The organism is Nocardia sp. NPDC051833 (assembly GCF_040681225.1).
Taxonomy (GTDB): Bacteria; Actinomycetota; Actinomycetes; order Mycobacteriales; family Mycobacteriaceae; genus Nocardia.
In genome coordinates this window covers 2,064,476-2,084,768 of record NZ_JBFAYK010000001.1, presented here as the reverse complement: position 1 = coordinate 2,084,768, position 20,293 = coordinate 2,064,476, and the positions used below count along the sequence as shown (strand labels likewise).

Sequence of the window (20,293 nt, the reverse complement as noted above, 5' to 3'; positions counted from 1 at the left end):
AGAAGTCAGCCACCGCTCATTCTCAGGTTGGCTGCCGCTGCAGCACTGTAGGCGTCACGGGCGGTGACCGTGGCGTTGTACATCTGGGTGAGTCCTTCAAATACCGTTGCAGCCCCGGTAGCCCATTCTCGGTAGGCTTGCTCTTGAGCCTCCGCAGCGGTCCCCTGCCAGTTCTGCTGCATGGCGGCGACTCGGTCGTTGATGGCGTCGAGGCTTTCGGTGAGGAAGCCGATGAATCCATTGGCGCGGCTGATCAGCTGGTCCAACTCATCGATGTCGAAGGTGAAGTCGCGGGAGTCGTCGGCCATCACATGTTCAATTGCGGTAGGTTGAGCGAGCTCAAAGCATCTGAGTTCGAGATATCTTGGCCAACAATGGTTTTGCTGGCGGTGCCCAGTAGTTCGCCCATCGTTGTGAGGGCGTTCAGTACGTCTGTGGCACCCTTTTTGGTCTCAGTCCAGCCGTCCTCGAATGCCTCCGCTGCCGCACCGCTCCAGTTGTCCAGGACGGTCGATACCTCGCGGTCGAGCGTGCTGAGTCCGTTGATCAGCGACTCCGCGACCTGCTGGATATAGACACCGGCATCGCTCACCTCGGCTGGAACCATCGCGAAAACTGTTCCAGGCGTATCACTCTCACCCGCCACGCGTCCCCCCAACCTCACGCCATCGAAGCGAGCCTATACGCGGCGAGGATGGGGCTGCAACAGACAAGGTGGGTCAATAGATGAGGGTGGTACCACGAACATGGCGGTAGGTACAGGCGATCTACTGCCCGCAGGCGGGCACTGGCCGCCGAGTCCGGATCCGCCGCAGAATGGGACGAATACCGAACGGGTGCGCCGGAATTCGGTGCGCCCGTGTCATGTCCGGGGGGGCAGGGCCTGTACGCCCGCGGTGAGCTGGGTGGGGGTCGGGGCGTGGTCGGGGTCGATCAGCCATTGCAGGAGCAGGCCGCCGATCATCGTCTGCAGGACCGCGCCGATATCGCTGTCGGCGCCGAAGGACTGGGACAGGCCGGTGCGGGCCAGTTCCTGCGCGGTGGCGAGCTCGGCGCGCAGTTCGGGGGAGTGCAGGGCCTGGTTGAGGCATTCGGCGTTGGCCTGCCAGAGTGCGCGGTCTTCGCCGAACGAGGTGATCAGGCGCTGCCAGAAGTCCTCGAGGCGGGCGGTGGGGTCGGCTGGGTCGTCGGCGGGCAGTGAGTCCAGGATGTGCTGCACCGCGGCGGCGCTGGACTCCAGCATCGCCTGTTGCAGCAGCTTGTCGCGGGTGCCGAAGTGGTAGTTGATGGCCGCCAGGTTGGTGCCGGAGGCGGCGACGATATCGCGCACGGTGGTGCGGGCGTAGCCGCGTTCGGCGAGGCAGCGCTTGGCCGCGTCGAGCAGATCTTCTCGGGTTCCCACCCGGGCACGATAGCAAGGTGGGCATACGCCTGTTTGTGACATCGGTTTCAAACAGACGTCAGTGACAAGTGTTTGAAACGATTGTATGTTGGCGTTATGACCGCTCAGCGCCCGATTTCCTTCCTCGAATCCACCTACTTCGGCACCGGCACCACGCTCGGCACCGTGCCCACCGCGGGCATGCCGCTGTTCCTCGGCACCACCGTCTACGGCACGCTGGACCTCGCGGTCCTGCGCCGGGTGCTCGACGAACTCGCCGCCGCGCACCCGCTGTTGCGCAGCCGGGTGGCGGACGGCCGGCTCGTTCGTGACGACGGTTTCCGTCCCCGCTTCGATGTGCTCGATGGCGACGAGCCCGAGTACCTCGCGCTGCTCAACACGCCGCAGGACTGGCGCGACGGGCTGTTCCGCGCGTATCTGCTGCGAGCCGGGGTGCGGCAGCAGATCGTGCTCGTCGTCCATCACGGCATCTCCGACGGCAGATCGGGATTCGCGCTGCTGGATCGGCTGTGGCGCCACTACACCGCGCATGTGACCGGAGGTGTTGTGCCGCAGGCGGACCCGGACCAGCGTCTGCCCGCCGCGATGGACACCCGATTGGCCGAGGTGGTGACGGCGGCCGACGCGGAGGCGTGGCTGGACGATCTGCGGGCGGGCGCGACGACGATGGGGCCCGGCGACGCCCCGCGCATGCTGCCCCGCGACGGCGACGGCACGGGCGCCGACCCGCTGGGCCGATTCGCCATGCAGCGCATCGAGCTGACCGCCGAGGCGACCGCCCATCTCGTGGCAGTGGCTCGCGAGCAGGGGGTTTCGGTGAACAGTGTGGTCAGCGGCGTGGCCTTGGCCGCCGTCCGCACCCGGTTCGCGGAGCCGGGCCCGCTGCCGCTGTTCTTCGGTTACGCGGCCGATGTGCGCGGCGCGGTGCGGCCGCCGGTGCCGGTGGAGACCATGGTCAACTACGCCTCGGGCTCGGGCCTGCTCGTGCGCGCGGCGGACGACGCCGGTCCGCTCGAACTGGCCCGGCTGGTCGACGACGGCTTGCGCGCCGGACTGGATCGTCGCGAACCCGCCCGCTTTCCGCTCGCCGTCCAGCGGGTCGCCGACGAGTTCACCGCCGCCCTGCTGGCGACCCCGCCGACCCTGGCCATCTCCAATATCGGCCGCCTGCGGCCACATTCGTTCCCCGACGACCTCGCCTTCCTGCGCGACGACGTCTTCGCCATGGGCCCGGCCATGCCGCCGAAGCTCACCGTCTTCACCATCGCGGGCCGCCTCACCCTCCAGCTCGAATACGACACCGCCCTCTACAGCCGCTCCCGCATGGACAAGCTCCGCCTCACCCTCACCGAGCTGCTGCACGATCTGACCTGAACCCTGGTTTCAATACGGTACGTACTGTACTGTTTTGGCATGGACGCCACGACCTGGCCGGATTCCCTGCGCGTCGCGCAGGTCCGGATCGCCCGCCCGACGGACCGGCTCGACGAGGTGGTGCGCTTCTACGTCGACGGGCTGGGGCTGCGCGAGCTATACCGCTTCGAGAACCACGCGGGCTACGACGGGGTGATGCTCGGCCTGCCCGGCACCGACTACCACCTCGAATTCACCACCCACGTCGACGGCAGCCCCGGCGCCGCACCGAGCGCCGAGAACCTGCTGGTGCTCTACTTCGACGGTGAGTCCGCGATGTTCGACGCGGTCCGCCGACTCGGCGAGTTCGGCGCCGAGCCGGTTCCGGCCGAGAACCCGTACTGGGCGGCCAACGGCGGCATGGCCTTTCCCGATCCGGACGGCTGGATCGTCATGCTCGTGCCGCGGCCGGTGTTCTGATGCCGGGCCGCGCGCGCGAGGATCGGATCGACACCGCGGTACTCGCCGCGACCCGAGAGGTGCTCGACGACAACGGCTACGCCGACCTGTCCATCGGCGAGGTGGCGACCAGGTCGGGGATCCACCGGCCCGCGATCTACCGGCGCTGGCCGTCGAAGCGGCACCTGGTGGTCGCGGTGGTGGCCGACGCGCTGGGGGTGCGTCCGACCCCCGATACCGGCGACCTGCGCGCGGATCTCACCGTGGCCCTGCGTGATCTGGTCGCGGCGCTGCGCGACACCTCGCTCGATCGGGTACTGCCCGCGCTGGTCGCCGACCTCGCCAACGACCCCGAGCTGCGCGCGCACTTCCTGGCGACGGTCTTCGAACCGCGCCGGGCGAGCACCGCGGCCGCCCTGCGCGCGGGCATGGCGCGCGGCGAGGTCGACCCGGACATCGATCTCGACTTCGTCCTCGACGTGGTGGCCGCGCCGATCTACTTCCGCGCGCTGTTCGGTCACCTGCCGCTCGACGATGCCCTGGTCGATTCCTCGGTGGAAGCCGTTGTGCGCCTGGTTCAGTGACTGATCGCGGCGACACCGAACATCGCGGCGACGCCGGTGACGGTGCTCAGCAGGGTCAGCCGGGACGGATGCTCGGCGTGCGCCTCGGGGAGGATGTCGGCGGTGGCCAGGTAGAGCAGGAAACCGGCGAAATAGCCGAGGTACAGGCCGATCCATTCCTCGGGCACGTGGATCAGGGTGCCGAGAATCGCGCCGACGACCGGGGCGATGGCGTCCAGCCCGAGCAGGGTGAGGGCACGTTTGCGGGCGTTGCCGTACAGCGTCGGGATGGTGAACGTGTTGAAGCCGTCGGCGAAGTCGTGGCAGATCACCGCGATCGCGACCGACAGGCCGACGGTCGCGCCCGCCTGATAACCGATCCCGATGCCGAAACCGTCCAGGGTGCTGTGGAAGATCAGGCCGGCCGCGGCGAGCAACCCGACCGACTCGAATCCGTGGTGGTGCGAGCCGAATTCACTCTCGTGGCCGGTGTGGATCGCGACCGCGCGCTCGATGATGTGGATGCTGAGGAATCCGGCCACCGCCGCGATCAGCACCACCGGCACGCCGTACACCTCGCCCGCGGACTGTTCGAGCGCCTCCGGGATCAGGTCGAAGGCGACCAGCCCGAGCATGACGCCCGCGGCCAGCCCGAGCACCAGGTGCCTGCGGTCGCCGATCCGCATGGCGACGAAGCCGCCGAACAGCGTCGACAGCATCGACACCAGAGACAGCAGGATCGCCATGACCGGCCTACTCCTCGGCCTGGTCGGTGGGCTCCGGCTGCTTGGACTTGCGCTTCTTCTTCGGCGGCGCCGGGGTCTCGGCGTCCTCGGCGACCTCGTAGCGCCGCACATAGGCGCCAGCGAAACCCTGCATCGTCGCGGTCACCGGGATGGCCAGCAGCGCGCCCGTCGGCCCGAGCAGCGCCGCGCCCGCGATCACCGCGCCGAAGGCCACCGCCGGATGCATGTCCAGGGTGGTCGCGGTGATCCGTGGCTGCAGCACGTAGTTCTCGAACTGCTGGTAGCCGACGATGAACAGCAGGATCCACAGCGCGCTGATCGGATCGTGCACCAGCGCGACCAGCACCGGCAGCGCGCCTGCCAGATAGGTGCCCACGGTCGGGATGAACTGCGAGACCACGCCGACCCACAGCGCGAGCGCGAACGCCGACGGCACATCGAGCACCCGCAGCGCGACATAGTGGGCGATCGCCGAACACAGTGCCAGCAGCGCGCGCGAATAGATGTAGCCACCGGTCTTCTCGACCGCGATGTCCCACGCCCGCAGCACGTGCTTCTGCTGCCTGGGCGGCAGCAGCGAGCACACCCAGGTGCGGAAGCGCGGGCCGTCGGCGGCGAAGTAGAAGGTGAACAGCAAGACGCCGAGCAGCTGGAAGATCGCGCCGATCGCGACGGTGCCGATGCCCCAGACGTTTCCGGCCAGCCCGACCAGGTAGCCCTCGATCGTCGAGCTCCACTCCGAGGCGTACTTGGTCAGGTCGTCGCCGGAGAGGTCCTGGTCGAAGGTCTTGTTGATCCAGTCGACCACGTCCTGCACATAGCCGGGCGCGTTGGCGACCAGCATCGTCACCTGGCTGATCAGCAGCGCGCCCAGCGTCCACACGAACGCGACGATCACCAGCAGCAGCACCCCGAACACCGCGCCGGTGCCCGCGCCGCGCCGAACACCGCGGGCGGCAAGCCAATTCACCGCGGGTTCGATCGCGAACGCCAGGAACAGCGAGACCAGCAGCACGGTCAGCAGGCCCTGCAGTTTGCCGAGGATCCAGAACGCCGCGATCAGCCCGGCGACGGCGAGCGCGGCGTAGAGCAGCGACCGCGGCAGCCAGCGCGGCGGCGTGCGGACCGTCCAGAACGCGGGCAGCGCGGGGCCGGTCGCCGGTGCGGCGGGACCAGAAGTCGATTCGTCGTCGGCCACCACGTCACGGTACCGAGGACGCGCCGATTTCCGCGCGCTGGCGCGCGGGGCTCAGATGGTCGCGGTATCGATGACGAAGCGGTACTGCACGTCGCTCGCGACGACGCGCTCGTAGGCGGAATCGATCTCGTCGGCCGAGATCAGCTCGATCTCCGCGCCGATGCCGTGCGCGGCGCAGAAGTTCAGCATCTCCTGGGTCTGCGCGACACCGCCGATCATCGAGCCGGCCAGCGACCGGCGGAACGCGGCCAGGTTGCGACCGGTGACGCTCATCGGCTGATCGGGCAGGCCCAGGATCACCAGGGTGCCGTCGAGCGCGAGCAGGCGCAGGTAATGGTCGATCGGCAGATTCGCCGAGACGGTGTTGATGATCAGGTCGAACGAGCCGCGCAGCTGGCGGAAGGTCTCCCGGTCGCTGGTGGCGTAGTAGTGGTGCGCGCCCATCCGCAGGCCGTCGTCGCGCTTGCGCAGCGACTGGCTCAGCACCGTCACCTCGGCACCGAGCGCCGCCGCGATCTTCACCCCGACGTGCCCGAGCCCGCCCATGCCGATGATCGCGACCTTCTTGCCCGGCCCGGCGTTCCAGTGCCGCAGCGGCGAGTACAGGGTGATGCCCGCGCACAGCAGCGGCGCGGCGACGTCGAGGCCGATGCCCTCGGGAATGGCGACGACGAAGCTCTCGCCGACCACGATCTGGGTCGCGTAACCGCCCATCGTGTACCCACCGGGCTGCACGGACTCCGGGACCGGGGTGTTGTAGGTCCAGGTGGCGCCGTTGGTGCAGTACTGCTCCTCGCCGGCCAGACACGGCACGCACTTGCCGCAGGAGTTCACCAGGCAGCCGACACCGACCCGGTCGCCCACCTTGTACTTGCGCACGGCGGAGCCGGTGGCCGCGACGATGCCGGCGATCTCGTGGCCGGGCACGCACGGGTATTTGCTGCCGCCCCACTCGTCGCGGGCGGTGTGGATGTCGGAATGGCAGATACCCGCGTACTTGATGTCGATCAGGACGTCGTCGGGGCCGAGTTCACGGCGCTCGATCGTGACCTTCTCGAAGGACCCGTCGGGGGCGGGGATGGCGTAGGCGGCTGCGGTACTCATGGAGTCATGCCTACCGCCGCATGCGTCGTTTGCCAACAGGCGCGGCCGGATCGATACCGGATGACTGTGTATCCGGGTCACAATGGAAGTGTCGGCTCGCGAGAGAGGACGGGCGCGTGCACGCTGTCGGACGGGTGTTCGCGACGCTGGTCGTCGCGCTGATCGGCGTGTGCGCGTTTCTGGGATACCGCGGTGACCTGGTACTTCCGTGGAAGCCGCACGCGGAGGACTATGTCGCGGTCGTGCAGGCGCCGCCGCAGGTTCCGCTGGACCCGGCGCTGGTCGCGGCCCAGGTGCAGCCCGTGCTGGTGAATATCTCCGTCGACGCCACGCTGTTCGGGACCGCCGCCGCAGGCTCGGGGATCGTGCTCACCCCCGACGGGCAGATCCTGACCAGCCATCACGTGATCAAAGGCGCCGAGGAGGTCTCGGTGACCGATATCGGGAACGGGCTGGTCTACGCGGCCACCGTGCTCGGGTACGACTCGACCGCCGATATCGCGCTGTTGTCGCTGACCGGGGCGTCCGGCCTGCCGACCGCACGGCTCGGGTCGTCGGCCGAGCTGCGGATCCGCCAGGACGTGCTGGCCATCGGCGACGCGGGCGGCGACGGCGGCGCACCCACCTCGGTCACCGGGCCGATCACCGACCTGGACGCGAGCATCGTCGCGATGAACTCCGCCGACCTGACCCGCAAATCGCTGCGCGGCATGGTGCAGATCGCCGCGCCCGTCGTCGGCGGGCAGTCCGGCGGCGCGCTGGCCGACAGTTCGGGCGCGGTCGTCGGCGTGATCACCGCGGCCTCCGGCGAGCGCCCCGACGGCGAGCCACCGAAGCAGGCCAACGGCTACGCGGTCCCGATCGACACGGCCATGCGAGTGGTCGCCCAGATCCGCTCCGGCACCCCCACCGAGACCGTCCACATCGGCCCCACCGCCACCCTCGGCGTCCAGGTCGTCGACGCGAAACCCGCGGGCGCCCAGGTCAACTGGGCCTTCTACGGCCAACCCGCCCGCGCCGCAGGCATCACCACCGGTGACATCATCACCGCCCTGGACGGCCGCCCCATCACCACCGCCCGAGCCCTCAGCTCCGCGATCAACACCCGCAAACCCGCCGACCGCATCCGCCTCGACATCACCGCCCCCGACGGCACCACCCGCACCATCGACGTAGTCCTCGCCGAAGGCACCCCGAACTAGACCAGGCTCAGCCAGTAGTCCTGGAACTTCAGGAAGACGAGGAGGAGGACGACGGCGTAGAAGACGACGACGAGGGTCCAGCGCCATTCGGCGAGGATGGCCATGATGCCGCGGGAGCGGCCCCAGGTTTCCTGGGTGGTGACGGCGAACAGGAGGGGGGTGACGACCCAGACGACCATGCAGTACGGGCACAGGGCGTTGATGCGGTAGAGGCTCTGGAAGACGAGCCAGCAGATGGCGGCGACGCCGAGGACGGTGCCGAGCCAGAGGCCGCCCCAGATCCAGCGGGGGAAGCCGACGCCGACGACGGCGAGGACGCCGAGGGTCACCACCACCGAGAAACCGACGATGCCGAATAGCGGGTTGGGGAAACCGAAGACCGCGGCCTGGTCGGTCTTCATGATCGACCCGCACGAGAGCACCGAATTGATGCTGCACGAGGTCACGTAGTTCGGGTCGACGAACAGCTTGAAGCGTTCGACGGTCAGTGTGAACGAGGCCAGCCACCCCGCCAGCCCGGCGATCAGCAGCAGCCACGCCGAGCGGGCGGGGGCGGTGATCACTTGGCCGCGTCGGCGATCACGGACGCCATGCCGTTCTCGGTGAAGAGGGCGTCGGACTGGATGAGCTGCCCGTTGACGAACACCGACGGCGTCGACTGCACGCCGCTGTTCAAGGTCTCCTTGGTGACCTGGGTGATGTAGTCGTTGTACGGCTTGTCGTTGATGCAGGTGGCCACCGCGGGATCGGTGTAGCCCACCTCGGTCGCGATCTGGATCAGCTGCTCGTTGCTCAGCCCGGCGGTGCCCTCGGCGGGCTGCTTGGCGAACATGGTCTGCAGCCAGTTCTGGTATTTGCTCGCGTCCGACTTCGCCACGCAGAACGAGGCGTTGGCCGCGCGCGAGGAGTACTGCGTGGTGGACGCGCGATCGAGGAACGAGATGATCTGGTAGTCGATCACGGCGGTGCCGTCGGCCGCGGCCTGCGCCAGCGCCTCGCCGTTGGCGGCCTCGAACTGCTTGCAGGCCGGGCACTGGAGGTCGGCCACGACGCGAACCTTCACCTTGGCGTCCGGGTTGCCGATGCGCACCGCGCCGGAGTCGGTCACCGAACCGCCGGTCGCGGGCAGCTGGGCCGCCGACGTGGTGCTGCTGTCGGAGTCGGACTTCTTGACGGCGATGCCGATGCCGATCGCCGCCACCAGAGCCACTAGGACGGCGGCGACGCCGACCTGGATCGCGATCTTGCGCTTCCTGTCGGCTGCTTCGGCCGCCGCCAGCGGATTCTGCTTGCCCGTGCTCACCGTCGTCACACGCCTTTCGTTCGTGGTCTCCCCACCGGGGACATCATGCGGGCCGAACCTGAGAGTTTCTTCAACGATCCGATCAGGACTCGTCGAGCCTGCGCAGCTGCTCGGCGACATCGAAATCGGCGGGCGGCCAATCCAGTTTCAGGCCGTTGAGCGCGTCGATCAGCAATTCGGTCACCGCGAGGCGCGCGTACCACTTGTGGTCGGCGGGCAGCACGTACCACGGTGCGTAATCGGTGTTGGTGCGCTCCAGCACGGCCTGGTAGGCCTTCTGATATTCGGGCCAGTAGCCGCGCTCGGTGATGTCGGCGGGGTTGAACTTCCAGTACTTGTCGGGGCGCTCCAGCCGCTCGCGCAGCCTGCGCTTCTGCTCCTCGAGCGAGACGAACATGGCCACCTTCACGATGGTCGTTCCGGCGTCGGCGACCTCGTGTTCGAAGGCGTTGATCAGGCCGTATCGCTGTTCCCATTCGGACTGCGGCACCAGGTCGTGCACGCGCACGACCAGCACGTCCTCGTAGTGCGAGCGGTCGAACACGCCGATCTGTCCGTGCGCGGGCAGGCGCTTGCGGATGCGCCAGAGGAAGTCGTGCTGCTTCTCCTCCTCGGTCGGCACCCCGAAGGACGCGTGGTCGACGCCCTGCGGGTCGACCGAGCCGATCACGTGGCGCACGATGCCGCCCTTGCCCGCGGTGTCCATGCCCTGCAGGACCAGCAGCACGCTGTGCTTGCCGCCGGTGCGGCCGTGCGCGAACAGCTTCTCCTGCAGGTCCGAGAGCACGGCGGCGCGCTCGGTCAGCAGCTCCTTGCCGCGGGCCTTGTCACCGGTGAAGCCCGGCGTCGCCGAGGTGTCGAGGTCGATGATCCGCTGGCCGTCGGCCCGCAGCGCGGTGGTGACGGGTTCGGCCCAGTGTTTCGCCATTTCCCATGCCTACCACTACTGCGCGCGATCGACCGGCAAGCTCGACGCAATCGTTGCCTGCCAGCAGGCCACACCGGCCGGGTCGGCGATCTCGGGCCGGTGCGTGTACACCGGGTCGGCGCCAGCCGCCCGCTGCGCGCGGTAGTCGGCCAGCAGCCGGAACGCGACGACGCCGAGCGGGATGATGGCGGCCAGGTTGACCAGCGCCATCACGCCCATGAACACGTCGGCCAGGTTCCAGATCAGGCTCACCGAGCCGAGCGCGCCGCCGAACACGGCCACCAGCACGGCCACCCGGAACGCGGTGAGCACCTGCGGCCGGTCGGTGATGAACTCGATATTGGCCCGGCCGTAGTAGAAATTGCCGATCATCGAGCTGAACGCGAGCAGGAACACCACGGCGGTCAGCACGTGTCCGGCCCAGGTACCGAGGCTGTGCTGCAGGGCGCTCTGGGTGAGGTCGGCGCTGCGCCGCTCGGACAGGTCGGGATCGCTGGTCAGGATGATGAACGCGGTGATCGAGCAGATCAGCAGGGTGTCGAAGTAGACGCCGAGCGACTGCACCAGCCCCTGCTTCACCGGATGCGAGACGTCGGCGGCGGCCGCCGCGTTCGGCGAGGAGCCCAGGCCCGCCTCGTTGGAGAACATGCCGCGCCGGATGCCCTGCGCGATGGCGGCGCCGATCCCGCCGCCGACCACCTCGCGCAGGCCGAACGCGCCGCCGACGATATCGGCGATCACCCGCGGCAGATCGTCGATGTTCAGCACCACCACCGCGATGCCGAGCAGCAGGTACACGATCGCCATGATCGGCACCAGCACCTCGGTGATGTGGCTGATCCGGCGCACCCCGCCGAAGATCACCACGCCGAGCAGGATGATCAGCGCGAGCCCGACCGCGAGCGGGAACCAGTCACCGTCCAGGCCCGACAGCGATGCCCGCGTGGTCGCCACGATGGTGTTGGACTGCACCGCGTTGAACACGAAACCGAAGGTCACCGTGATGATGACCGCGAAGATCAGGCCCTGCCAGCGCCGCCGCAGCCCGTACTCCATGTAGTAGGCGGGCCCGCCACGGAAGGTGCCCGGCTCGTGCTCCGGCCGCTTGTACAGCTGGGCGAGCGTGGATTCGACGAAGGCCGACGCGGCGCCGAGCGTCGCCATCGCCCACATCCAGAACACCGCGCCCGGTCCGCCGACACTGATCGCGGTGGCGACGCCGGCGATATTGCCGGTGCCGACCCGCGCCGCCGCCGAGATGCTGAACGCGCCGAACGCCGACACCGACTTCTTGCCGTCGGCGGCGGGCTGCCCCTTCTCGGCGACCACCCGCAGCATCTCCGGCAGCATCCGCAATTGCACGACACCGCTGCGCACGGTGAAGTACAGCCCCGCCGCGATCACCAGCGGGATCAGCAGCCAGTTCCAGAACACGTCGTTGACATCGACGACGACCGAGTTCAGCGTGTCCATGCGGCGAAGGCTACCGCCGGGCAACCCCGATCAGGCTCAGGCGGGCCGGGTGGCGTCGACGTACTGCATGAAACGGTGCACGCGCTGGTCGATTTCGATCAATCCGGCCTCGGCGAACAGGCGCGGGAAGGTATCGCGGTCGAACAGCCGCAGCCCGCTCAGGCCCGCGGCCATGGTGCTGGCCCGGCCGAACAGGTTGTCCTCGCGGTAGCTGGTGGTGATCGCGATCCGGCCGCCCGGCGCGAGCACCCGGATCATCTCGCGGGTGGCCGCGATCGGATCCGGGATCAGGTACAGGGCGCCGAAACAGCAGACGGCGTCGAAGGTTCCGTCGGCGAAGGGCAGCACCCGCGCGTCACCGCGGACGTAGCCGACCCGGGGGCCGGCGTTGTCGGCGGCGGCCTTGGTCAGCATCGGCTCGGAGTAGTCCAGGCCGGTGACGAAGCCGTCACCGGCCAGGAACTCGCTCAGGTACCGGGTGAAATTGCCGGGGCCGCAGGCGAGGTCGAGCACCTTCTTGCTGCCGCCGAGCCGCAGCGTGTCGACGGCCTCGCGCCGATCGCTGCCGGTGGTGCGGCCGCTGGCGAGGTAGAACAGCGTGGGTCGCCACGCGTGCTCGTAGACCGCGGCCAGCGCGGGCGCGTTCATGGTCTTGCGGGCCAGGTTCACTGCCGCGCGACCTCGATGGTCATGCCGGCGCCGCGCAGCCGTTCGGTGAGTGCTTCGCCCATGGCCGAGGCGGGGGTGAGAATGCCGGCGCGCGGCGGGAGTTCGTCGAAGGCCAGGCTCAGGCCCGCCTGGCCGAGCAGCACGGCGGTGGCCTGGTAGCCGGGGTCACCGGTGCCGGAGAAGGTGGCCTGGTACTTGGCGCCGGAGCTGGTGCGGGCGAAGGTCTTCATGGTGAACCAGCCACTGAGGCGGGCCTTTTCGCTGGGGCCGGTGCCCGGCTTGGGCAGGATCCGGTCGAGCAGCTTGCGGCCGAACGAGACCCGCGAGAGCACCGCGCCCGAGGCCATGCCCGCCACGATGCCGCCCGCGATACCCGCCGCTACCAGCGGCGCCGCCGCCGAGCGGCCCGCGTTCATCACCTCGCGGTAGCGGAACTGCTTGCCGTAGGCCCAGCCGAGCAGGCCGTTGGTGCGGCGCACGACCTTGGTGTTGTGCGAGGCCATGATGAACGTGGTGACCCAGCCGTCCAGGCTCGGATCGATGCTGTCGGCGCGGGCCAGCGCCTGATCGGACTGACGGCCCACGTCGGGCTCCATCGAGCGATCGGGGCTCAGCGAGTACGGGTGCGCCAGGATCTTGCCGCGGCCGGAATCGGCGGCGATGTCCTCCATCATGGCGCGGCCGGAATCGATGGTGCCGCCGCTCATCCCACCCTTGAGGTAGGCCACCAGGGTGGTGTCCTCCAGTTCGCCGGTGTCGTCGGCGACGGTGGCGCGGTAGAGCTCGTAGACGCTCAGGTCCGACGGAATCGAGTCGTAGCCACAGGAATTCACGATCTTGGCGCCGGAGTCCACGGCGACCTGCTCGAACTGCTCGATGGCGTCGTGGATGAACAGCGGCTCACCGGTGAGGTCGGCGTAGTGGGTGCCCGCGGTGGCACACGCGCCCAGCAGCGGCAGCCCGTAGCGCAGGTACGGACCGACCGTGGTCACCACGACCTTGGTCCGCTCGGCCATCGCGGCGAGCGAGGCCGGATCGTTCGAATCGGCGAGAACCAGTTCCCACCCGGCCGCGGCGGGGCCGAGGTCGGCGCGCACGGCGGCGAGTTTGTCGGCCGAGCGGCCCGCCAGCGCGATCCGGGCGTCGGCGGGGGCGGCGGTGAGCAGGTATTCGGCGGTGAGTTTGCCGACGAAACCTGTCGCGCCGAACAGGATCAGGTCGAATTCGCGGGACTGCGGCACAGGGGCGCCTTTCATCGAGTGCTCGCCTTGCGGGCGCGCGGCTTCTTCGCCGGTTTCGGCGGATGGGTGGCGAGCCAATCGCGGTGGGCCAGACCGAGTTCGGTGACCGGCGGCTCGTCGTAGAGCCATTCCCGGGCGATCAGGTGCCAGTTGTTGGTGCTGTCGAGCTGGCCGAGCATGCCGAAGGTGAGGAAGTCGGCCCGGCGGGAGAACAGGTGCTCCGGCGGCAGGTTCTGCTGCTTCATGCCGGTGAACTCGCTGGCCCTCGGGTCGACGGCCAGCAGGAACGCCCCGCTGGCGAGCTCGGGGGTGATGGTCAGTTCCTCGTCGACCAGGCACCATTCGGAGGCGGCGAGCACGTACTCGAGACACTCCTCGGCGCCGATCTCGTCCGGCGAATCGATCACGCCACGGTCGATCATCAACTGCCGCAGGTCTTCCGCGCGGTCCTCGGCGGCGGCGCGCAGGCACAGGATCTCGAAGTGCACGAGCTTGGGGTCCATGCGGTTGAACAGCCCGAAGTCGAGGAAGGCCACCCGGCCGTCGCGGGCCAGCAGCACATTGCCCGGATGCGGGTCGCCGCAGAACTCGTTGAAGGTGAACAGCGAGCCGACGTAGAAGCGGTAGATGATCTCGCCGACCCGATCGCGCTCGGCGGCGGGCAGATTCCGGATGTCCTCGAAGCCGGTGCCCTCGATGAACTCGCTGACCAGCACGCGGGTGGTGGTGAGCTCGCGCACCGCGTCGGGGACGACGATGAACGGGTGGTCGCGGTACAGGTGCGCGATCTCGGACTGGGTGACGGCCTCGGCCACGTAGTCGAGTTCGGCCTCCATGTTGAGCTTCAGCTCGTCGAGCACGGCCGGGGTGATCCACGGCATCGCCGAGGCCAGCACCCGGCGGAACATGGTCAGGTTCTTCAGATCGGCGCGCACCGCGACGTCGACGCCGGGGTACTGGACCTTCACCGCGACGGCCCGGCCGTCGTGCAGGGTGGCCCGGTACACCTGGCCGATCGAGGCGGCCGCGATCGGCTCGGGGTCGAATTCGGCGAACACCTCGGTCAGCGGGCGGCCGAAGTCCTCCTCGACGACCGCGCGCATCGCCTCGAACGAGACGGTCGGGGCGGCGTTGCGCAGGACGGCCAGCCGCTGCTGGAACCGGTCGCGATGATCCGGCGGCACCAGGTCCAGATCGAGCACCGACATCATCTGGCCGAGTTTCATGGCCACGCCCTTCATGGTGCCCAGCACCATGACCACCTGCTCGGTGGTGCGGATCATCGACTCCTCGGCCATCCGGGCGCGCACGGCCTCGGACCGCCCGCGCATGGACAGCCTGGTCTTCTTCGAGCGGATCACCGAGCTCGCCGCTACTGCCCCCAGCTTCGTCCCGCGAGCAAGCCGGGATGTCGGCACGTTTTTCGCCATCGAGGTACCTCCGTTGGTGCCGACGCGCAGGGCGGTCACCGCCCCTACAGCGCGCGCGACCACCCGCGGTGACGCAAGCCACAGCGCCCCGCTCGGTTCAGCGTAACGAACCGAGCCGCGATGTCGAGCCCGGCTCCGGCGAACGCGCGGATCGCCCGGTCAGGAGGGCTGAACGGGGCTCTCGGGGAGTTGGTGGTCCTGCGAGGTGAAGTATTCGGGCGACCCGCCGGCCTTGGCGACACCCTCGATCACCGACCACGCCATCATGGTCAGGTAGTCGATGACGTCCTGGCGCGGCATCGCCTTCTCGGTGGTCGTCCACCAGTGCGTGGCCAGCTGGATGCCGCCGACCAGCACATACGACCACAGCATCGCGCCGTCGGTGCGGACGCCCTTGGCGCCGGCCCGATCCACCAGCACGGCCGCGACCACCTCGGCGAAGAGCCGTTCGAACTCCGCCAGCGAGGACTTGTCGCCCGCGGAGTTGCTCATGATGAACCGGTAGACCTCGGGGTCGTCGTCGACGGTGCCGACGTACTGGGTCATCGCGGCGCGCACCAGCTGGTACTCGTCGGCGTCGAGGTTGATCGCGCCGTAGACGCGGGGCAGCAGCGTGGTCTCGATGAACCGCTGCATGGTGGCGTGCACGAGGTCGTTCTTGTCGGCGAAATAGCGGTACAGGACGGTCTTGGACACGCCGATCTCGGTGGCGATCTCGTCCATGCCCGCCTGGCTGCCGCGCGCGCGGATGGCGTTGAGCGTGCCGTCGACCAGCTCTTCGCGCCGGTCGATCTTGTGCTGCCGCCACCGCCGTTTGCGGCCGTCGACAGGACCGCCGCCGCGTACGGTGGCGCGACCGGTCTGCTCGCCGATCTCGACAAGGTCTTCGGTGGACAGAACAGCCCCCTTAATCGATGTGGCGTCTCTGGTTCTACAGCTTAGGCGCGCCGGTGTGGGGTAGCGCTCGTTTGGCCGAGGTTGCGGCATTTACCACACCGCTGGTCTACCCGCGCGTAAGACAAACCGGGCGGTTCTGTGGTCGCCACGCGGGTTCGCGGCGGCGCGCTCGCGACGGGCACAGCAGAATGGGGGCTATGGAGAAAGCTCCCGGCAACACGGCGGTTCTCGCGCCGCGCACCGAGCCCGCCGCGCGACCAGCGGGTTTCGCGGTCATGACCGACGAGGCGGGCAAGAAACGTGACCTCTTCAAGATGAAAGCGCTGGCCACCGGGTTCCTCGTGGTGGCCAGCGTCGTGTACCTGTTCTGCCGCTGGCTCGAATCGCGCGGCGGCGGTGGCGAGTGGGTCGGCTATGTGCGGGCCGCCGCCGAAGCGGGCATGGTCGGCGCGCTGGCCGACTGGTTCGCGGTCACCGCGCTGTTCAAGCACCCGCTGGGGCTGCCGATCCCGCACACCGCGATCATCCGCAAGAAGAAGGACCAGCTCGGGTCGAGCCTGGGCGCCTTCGTCGGCACCAACTTCCTCGCGCCGGACGTGGTGTCGGCGCGCCTGGACTCGGCGCAGATCTCGCTGCGCGTCGGGACCTGGATGGCCGACCCCGGCCACGCGGCGCGGGTGGCGCAGGAGAGCGCGACCATCCTGACCGCGGTGGTCGGCGTGCTGCGCGACGAGGACGTCGAGCAGATCATCGACAACACCATCGTCAAGCGGATCGCCGAACCGCTGTGGGGTCCGCCGATCGGCCGGGTGCTCTCGGAGATGATCGCCGACAATCGCCAGCTGCCGCTGATCGATCTGCTGGCCGAGCGCGCGCATCAGTGGGCGCTGGGTTCGCAGGAGACGATCGACCGGATCGTGCTGCGGGACGCGCCGCAGTGGGCGCCGAAGTTCGTCAACACGTTGCTGTCCGAGCGGATCTACCGGGAGCTGGTCGAGTTCACCTGGAAGGTGCGCTCGAATCCCGACCACGAACTGCGCAAGGCCGCCGATCGCTTTCTCCAGGATTTCGCCGACGACCTGCAGCACGACGACGCGATGATCGCCAAGGCGGAGAAGGTCAAGGCCGAGATCATGGGCCGCGAGCAGATCACCGGCATGGCCGAGGCGACGTGGCGCGCGGCCAAGCGGCTGATCCTGGAGTCGGCCGAGGACCCCGATTCCACGTTGCGCCGCAAGGTGGCCGAGAATGTGCAGCAGCTCGGTGAACGCTTGCGCGACGACCCGGCCATGCGCGGCAAGGTGGACGGCTGGATCGATCGCGGCGCCCGCTATCTGGTCGGTAACTACTCGGCCGAGATCACGACCCTGGTGACCGACACCGTCGCGCGCTGGGACGCCGACGAGGCGAGCCGCAAGATCGAACTGCAGGTCGGCCGGGATCTGCAGTTCATCAGGATCAACGGAACGGTCGTCGGCGCGCTGGCAGGCCTGGCCATCTACACGATCTCGCAGTTGTTGTTCCACTGAGCCGAACCGTTAGCCGAACCTGTGCTAACAGAAGTGCTTGCAATAGCTAGCACCCTGATTTAGTATTGACCGTACAACCGCCAGAAGGTGAGTGATGGCAGACCAGCCCGAGGGACGTGTAGCGCACGCGGCACAAGACATCGGAGGGTTCATCAGGTCCCAGCGTGAAGCAGCGCAGGTGTCCTTACGTCAGCTCGCCGCACTGGCGGGGGTGAGCAATCCGTACCTGAGCCAAATCGAACGCGGATTGCGCAACCCTTCCGCCGAAGTACTCGCGCAGATCGCCAAGGCGCTGCGGGTGTCCTCGGAGGTGTTGTATGTGCGGGCCGGATATCTCGAGCAGCGTCCGCACAGCCCGGTCAGGGACGCCCTGCTCGCGGACACTTCGGTGACCGAGCGGCAGAAACAGGTGTTGCTGGAAATCTATGAGTCGTTTCGCCGGGAAAACGGGGAAGAAACCGGCTCAGGGGGGATCGAACGGGACAGCGACGTTTCGTTCACGACAACTGACACTCCGCCACGCCAGGAGAACGAAGACTGATGACCGAGAAGACCGCTACCGTGACCAAGCCGCTGTTCGCCACCGTCGGCGCGGGTGACGCCCTCTACACCGCCGTGAACGACGTCGTCGCCGACGTCCGTGGTCGCGTCGGCGCCACCGACGTCCAGGCCCGGGTCGACGAGGCCCGTGAGCGCATCGCCAACGTGCCCGCCGACGTGCAGGCCCAGTTCGAGACCCTGCGCGAGCGCATCGCCGGCCTGCCGTCGGAGCTGCCGGAGGACCTCGCCGACCTGCGCGAGAAGTTCACCCCGGAGGAGCTGCGCAAGCTGGCCGAGCAGTACTACCGCCAGGCGCTCGACATCTACGCCGACCTCGCCGTCCGCGGTGAGGAGACCGTCGACCGGCTGCGCGCCAACCAGGCCGTCGACGAGCAGATCGGCCGCGTGGAGAGCCTGTACAAGGACGCCTCCGCCCGTGCCGAGGATGCCCTCGCCAAGGTCACCGACCTGCTGGGCCGTGGCAAGGCCGAGGCCGAGACCGTCGCCGACGAGGTCGCGGCTGTCGTCGACGCCGAGGTCGTCGCCGTGAGCACCGAGGAGCCCGCCCCGGCTCCGGCCGCCAAGGCGCCCGCCGCCAAGAAGGCCCCGGCCAAGAAGGCCCCCGCGAAGAAGGCCGCCCCCAAGAAGGCCTGATCTTCTACCGCGAACAGCGGCCCCGCGCACCAGTGGTGAGCGGGGCCGCTGTTCGTATGATGGGGGAGTGAACATGGTGAACGGTCTGACGTCGCTGATCCTGCTGGCCCTGTGGGTGGCGGCCTTCGGCGCGACGGTCTTCGCGCTGATCCACGCCGTGCGGCAGCGCGCGGACGCCTTCACGGCGGTCGACAAGATGACCAAGCCGATCTGGCTGGCGATCCTCGCGGGCGCGCTGGTCTTCCTGCTGCTCGGCATCGCCGGCTTCGGCATGCTGACCTCGTTCATCGCGATCATCGCGACGGGTGTCTACCTCGCGGATGTGCGCCCCAAGGTCGACGAGGTGCAGCGCGGCCCGCGCTGGTGACGACGCGCGCCGGATTCCCGGCGCCGATCCCTCGCGGTTAGCGGTACGCGGTGTTACTGTATCTGGCAGTAACACAAAGGAGTGTGCCGATGCGTGCAAAGCTGCCGACGGCTCTGCTGAACCTGGTCGATTCCGCGTCCCTCGTGGTCAAGACCACCCTGGCGGCCCACCGGGCCGATCTGCGGACCCGAACCCACGGGATCGCGGCGTTCGATCCGCCGACCGTGCCCGCCGAGGTGATCCCCGTGGTCACCGCCGACGGCGCCCGGCTGCGGGTGCACGCCTACGGGCCCGTCGACGCGCCGGTCATGGTGCTGGTGCACGGCTGGACCTGCTCCATCGAGTACTGGAACGCCCAGATCAACGCCTTCGCCGGCGAGTACCGCGTGGTCGCCTACGACCAGCGCGGCCACGGTGAGAGCACCAACGGCTACGCCAAGCCGAGCCAGACCCTGCTCGCCGACGACCTGGCCGACGTCCTCGACGCCGTGCTGCTGCCCGGCCAGCGGGCCGTGCTCGTCGGCCACAGCATGGGCGGCATGACGCTCATCTCCTGGGCGGGCCGCTACGCCGAGCGCGTCGCCGACCAGGCCGCCGCGGTGGTGCTCACCAACACCGGCGCGCACTCGCTCGTCGAGGTCTCCACCATGGTCCCCGGCCTCAACCGGCCGCTGCGGCTGCTCGGCGGCAGGCATCTGCCGACGCCGGACTGGCTTGGCAAGGTCATCCTCGGCACCCCTGTGCTGTTCCCGCCGATCAGGCCGGTGCGCTGGATCTTCGCCCGCCAGGTGATGACCCTCGACACCCCGCGCCAGACGCTCGACTACGCGCTCTCGGTGGTCCGCGGTTGTCCGTCGCTGTCACGCTCGCGCTGGGGCCTGGTCCTCACCGAACTCGACCTGGGCGACGCGGCCGCCAACCTCTCGGTGCCCACCACCGTGCTGGCAGGCGACCGCGATGACCTCACCCCGCCGCTGCACGCCGAGCGCATCGCCACGCTGCTGCGCCGCGCGGGCACGCTGGCCGGGCACAAGGTGCTGCCGACCGGCCATCTCGGCAACGTCGAACGGCACGACCTCTTCAACGCCGAACTGGCCGGGGTCATGGCCGCCGTGCGTGAGCCTGTGTACGCGGTGAGCTGAGCGCCTGCGAGGATGGGCGCATGAGTGAGCGCAGCGAGCGAATCATGTGCCAGCGCGCGGAGCGAATGCCGAAGCCGAGCGCCAGCGAGGCGA

The 20,293-nt window shown here is 68.8% G+C and carries 23 protein-coding genes; 9 read left to right on the top strand and 14 right to left on the bottom strand.

Annotated elements, in window-relative coordinates:
* Positions 1-5 precede the first annotated feature (5 nt).
* From AB0L91_RS09275 to AB0L91_RS09265, 3 genes are all read right to left on the bottom strand, one after another.
* A complete protein-coding gene (locus AB0L91_RS09275) occupies positions 6-308 on the bottom strand; it encodes a WXG100 family type VII secretion target (RefSeq protein WP_365008547.1) in 303 nt (100 codons plus the stop codon).
* The gene (locus tag AB0L91_RS09270) at positions 308-607 is read right to left on the bottom strand and encodes a WXG100 family type VII secretion target (RefSeq protein ID WP_365008544.1); all 300 of its coding nucleotides are present in this window, start codon (positions 605-607) and stop codon (positions 308-310) included. Before AB0L91_RS09270 ends, AB0L91_RS09275 begins: the two co-directional genes overlap by 1 nt.
* Before the next feature lie 255 nt (positions 608-862).
* On the bottom strand, positions 863-1,402 hold the full coding sequence (locus AB0L91_RS09265; RefSeq protein WP_365008542.1) for a TetR/AcrR family transcriptional regulator: 540 nt from the start codon (positions 1,400-1,402) through the stop codon (positions 863-865).
* 96 nt (positions 1,403-1,498) lie between these two features.
* Here AB0L91_RS09265 and AB0L91_RS09260 point away from each other — a divergent pair, with 96 nt between their 5' ends.
* From AB0L91_RS09260 to AB0L91_RS09250, 3 genes are read left to right on the top strand one after another with little or no spacing between them, the layout of a single operon-like run.
* Positions 1,499-2,776 carry a hypothetical protein gene (locus AB0L91_RS09260; RefSeq protein ID WP_365008540.1) on the top strand — a complete coding sequence of 426 codons (1,278 nt, stop codon included), beginning with the start codon at positions 1,499-1,501 and terminating at the stop codon, positions 2,774-2,776.
* 39 nt (positions 2,777-2,815) lie between these two features.
* Entirely contained in the window at positions 2,816-3,235 is a 420-nt protein-coding gene (locus AB0L91_RS09255) for a VOC family protein (protein ID WP_365008538.1), read from the top strand.
* Positions 3,235-3,798 carry a TetR/AcrR family transcriptional regulator gene (locus tag AB0L91_RS09250; protein WP_365008537.1) on the top strand — a complete coding sequence of 188 codons (564 nt, stop codon included), beginning with the start codon at positions 3,235-3,237 and terminating at the stop codon, positions 3,796-3,798. Before AB0L91_RS09255 ends, AB0L91_RS09250 begins: the two co-directional genes overlap by 1 nt.
* Here AB0L91_RS09250 and AB0L91_RS09245 read toward each other — a convergent pair.
* From AB0L91_RS09245 to AB0L91_RS09235, 3 genes are read right to left on the bottom strand one after another with little or no spacing between them, the layout of a single operon-like run.
* Complete coding sequence (locus AB0L91_RS09245) at positions 3,792-4,523, bottom strand: ZIP family metal transporter (RefSeq protein ID WP_357342471.1); 732 nt, start codon at positions 4,521-4,523, stop codon at positions 3,792-3,794. The genes AB0L91_RS09250 and AB0L91_RS09245 overlap by 7 nt on opposite strands.
* A gap of 7 nt (positions 4,524-4,530) precedes the next feature.
* Positions 4,531-5,721, bottom strand: coding sequence for an AI-2E family transporter (locus AB0L91_RS09240; RefSeq protein ID WP_365008533.1), 1,191 nt, complete (start codon positions 5,719-5,721; stop codon positions 4,531-4,533).
* Between the two features lie 51 nt (positions 5,722-5,772).
* Positions 5,773-6,825: an NAD(P)-dependent alcohol dehydrogenase gene (locus AB0L91_RS09235; protein ID WP_365008530.1), complete on the bottom strand. Its 1,053-nt coding sequence runs from the start codon at positions 6,823-6,825 to the stop codon at positions 5,773-5,775.
* 116 nt (positions 6,826-6,941) lie between these two features.
* Here AB0L91_RS09235 and AB0L91_RS09230 point away from each other — a divergent pair, with 116 nt between their 5' ends.
* Positions 6,942-8,027: a trypsin-like peptidase domain-containing protein gene (locus AB0L91_RS09230; RefSeq protein ID WP_365008528.1), complete on the top strand. Its 1,086-nt coding sequence runs from the start codon at positions 6,942-6,944 to the stop codon at positions 8,025-8,027.
* Here the strand turns inward: AB0L91_RS09230 and AB0L91_RS09225 are convergent.
* The 8 genes from AB0L91_RS09225 to AB0L91_RS09190 all read right to left on the bottom strand — a co-directional run bounded on the left by AB0L91_RS09225 (position 8,024) and on the right by AB0L91_RS09190 (position 16,058).
* Positions 8,024-8,590 (bottom strand): vitamin K epoxide reductase family protein, encoded by a 567-nt coding sequence (locus AB0L91_RS09225; protein ID WP_365008525.1) that lies wholly within the window; start codon positions 8,588-8,590, stop codon positions 8,024-8,026. The genes AB0L91_RS09230 and AB0L91_RS09225 overlap by 4 nt on opposite strands.
* Positions 8,587-9,339 (bottom strand): thioredoxin domain-containing protein, encoded by a 753-nt coding sequence (locus tag AB0L91_RS09220; protein ID WP_365008523.1) that lies wholly within the window; start codon positions 9,337-9,339, stop codon positions 8,587-8,589. The genes AB0L91_RS09225 and AB0L91_RS09220 overlap by 4 nt, the downstream gene beginning before the upstream one ends.
* Positions 9,340-9,412: 73 nt before the next feature.
* The gene (locus AB0L91_RS09215) at positions 9,413-10,258 is read right to left on the bottom strand and encodes a polyphosphate kinase 2 family protein (RefSeq protein ID WP_365008520.1); all 846 of its coding nucleotides are present in this window, start codon (positions 10,256-10,258) and stop codon (positions 9,413-9,415) included.
* A 15-nt stretch (positions 10,259-10,273) separates the two neighbouring features.
* Positions 10,274-11,731 carry an alanine/glycine:cation symporter family protein gene (locus AB0L91_RS09210; protein WP_365008518.1) on the bottom strand — a complete coding sequence of 486 codons (1,458 nt, stop codon included), beginning with the start codon at positions 11,729-11,731 and terminating at the stop codon, positions 10,274-10,276.
* Positions 11,732-11,767: 36 nt separating this feature from the next.
* Positions 11,768-12,400, bottom strand: coding sequence for a class I SAM-dependent methyltransferase (locus AB0L91_RS09205; protein ID WP_365008516.1), 633 nt, complete (start codon positions 12,398-12,400; stop codon positions 11,768-11,770).
* Positions 12,397-13,656, bottom strand: a complete 1,260-nt coding sequence (locus tag AB0L91_RS09200) for a saccharopine dehydrogenase NADP-binding domain-containing protein (protein ID WP_357342485.1) — start codon at positions 13,654-13,656, stop codon at positions 12,397-12,399. Before AB0L91_RS09200 ends, AB0L91_RS09205 begins: the two co-directional genes overlap by 4 nt.
* The gene (locus tag AB0L91_RS09195) at positions 13,653-15,071 is read right to left on the bottom strand and encodes an AarF/ABC1/UbiB kinase family protein (protein ID WP_365008512.1); all 1,419 of its coding nucleotides are present in this window, start codon (positions 15,069-15,071) and stop codon (positions 13,653-13,655) included. Before AB0L91_RS09195 ends, AB0L91_RS09200 begins: the two co-directional genes overlap by 4 nt.
* A gap of 159 nt (positions 15,072-15,230) precedes the next feature.
* Positions 15,231-16,058, bottom strand: coding sequence for a TetR/AcrR family transcriptional regulator (locus tag AB0L91_RS09190; RefSeq protein ID WP_365008511.1), 828 nt, complete (start codon positions 16,056-16,058; stop codon positions 15,231-15,233).
* Between the two features lie 107 nt (positions 16,059-16,165).
* On the opposite strand from AB0L91_RS09190, the gene AB0L91_RS09185 reads away from it, so the two are divergent.
* The 5 genes from AB0L91_RS09185 (at position 16,166) to AB0L91_RS09165 (ending at position 20,200) form a co-directional block, all read left to right on the top strand.
* On the top strand, positions 16,166-17,497 hold the full coding sequence (locus AB0L91_RS09185; RefSeq protein ID WP_355274107.1) for a DUF445 family protein: 1,332 nt from the start codon (positions 16,166-16,168) through the stop codon (positions 17,495-17,497).
* A 94-nt stretch (positions 17,498-17,591) separates the two neighbouring features.
* Positions 17,592-18,038: a helix-turn-helix transcriptional regulator gene (locus AB0L91_RS09180; RefSeq protein WP_071932013.1), complete on the top strand. Its 447-nt coding sequence runs from the start codon at positions 17,592-17,594 to the stop codon at positions 18,036-18,038.
* A complete protein-coding gene (locus tag AB0L91_RS09175; RefSeq protein WP_365008507.1) occupies positions 18,038-18,691 on the top strand; it encodes a heparin-binding hemagglutinin in 654 nt (217 codons plus the stop codon). Before AB0L91_RS09180 ends, AB0L91_RS09175 begins: the two co-directional genes overlap by 1 nt.
* A 73-nt stretch (positions 18,692-18,764) precedes the next feature.
* Positions 18,765-19,058, top strand: coding sequence for a DUF2516 family protein (locus AB0L91_RS09170; RefSeq protein ID WP_342800085.1), 294 nt, complete (start codon positions 18,765-18,767; stop codon positions 19,056-19,058).
* A gap of 89 nt (positions 19,059-19,147) precedes the next feature.
* Complete coding sequence (locus tag AB0L91_RS09165) at positions 19,148-20,200, top strand: alpha/beta hydrolase (RefSeq protein ID WP_365008504.1); 1,053 nt, start codon at positions 19,148-19,150, stop codon at positions 20,198-20,200.
* Positions 20,201-20,293: the final 93 nt, after the last annotated feature.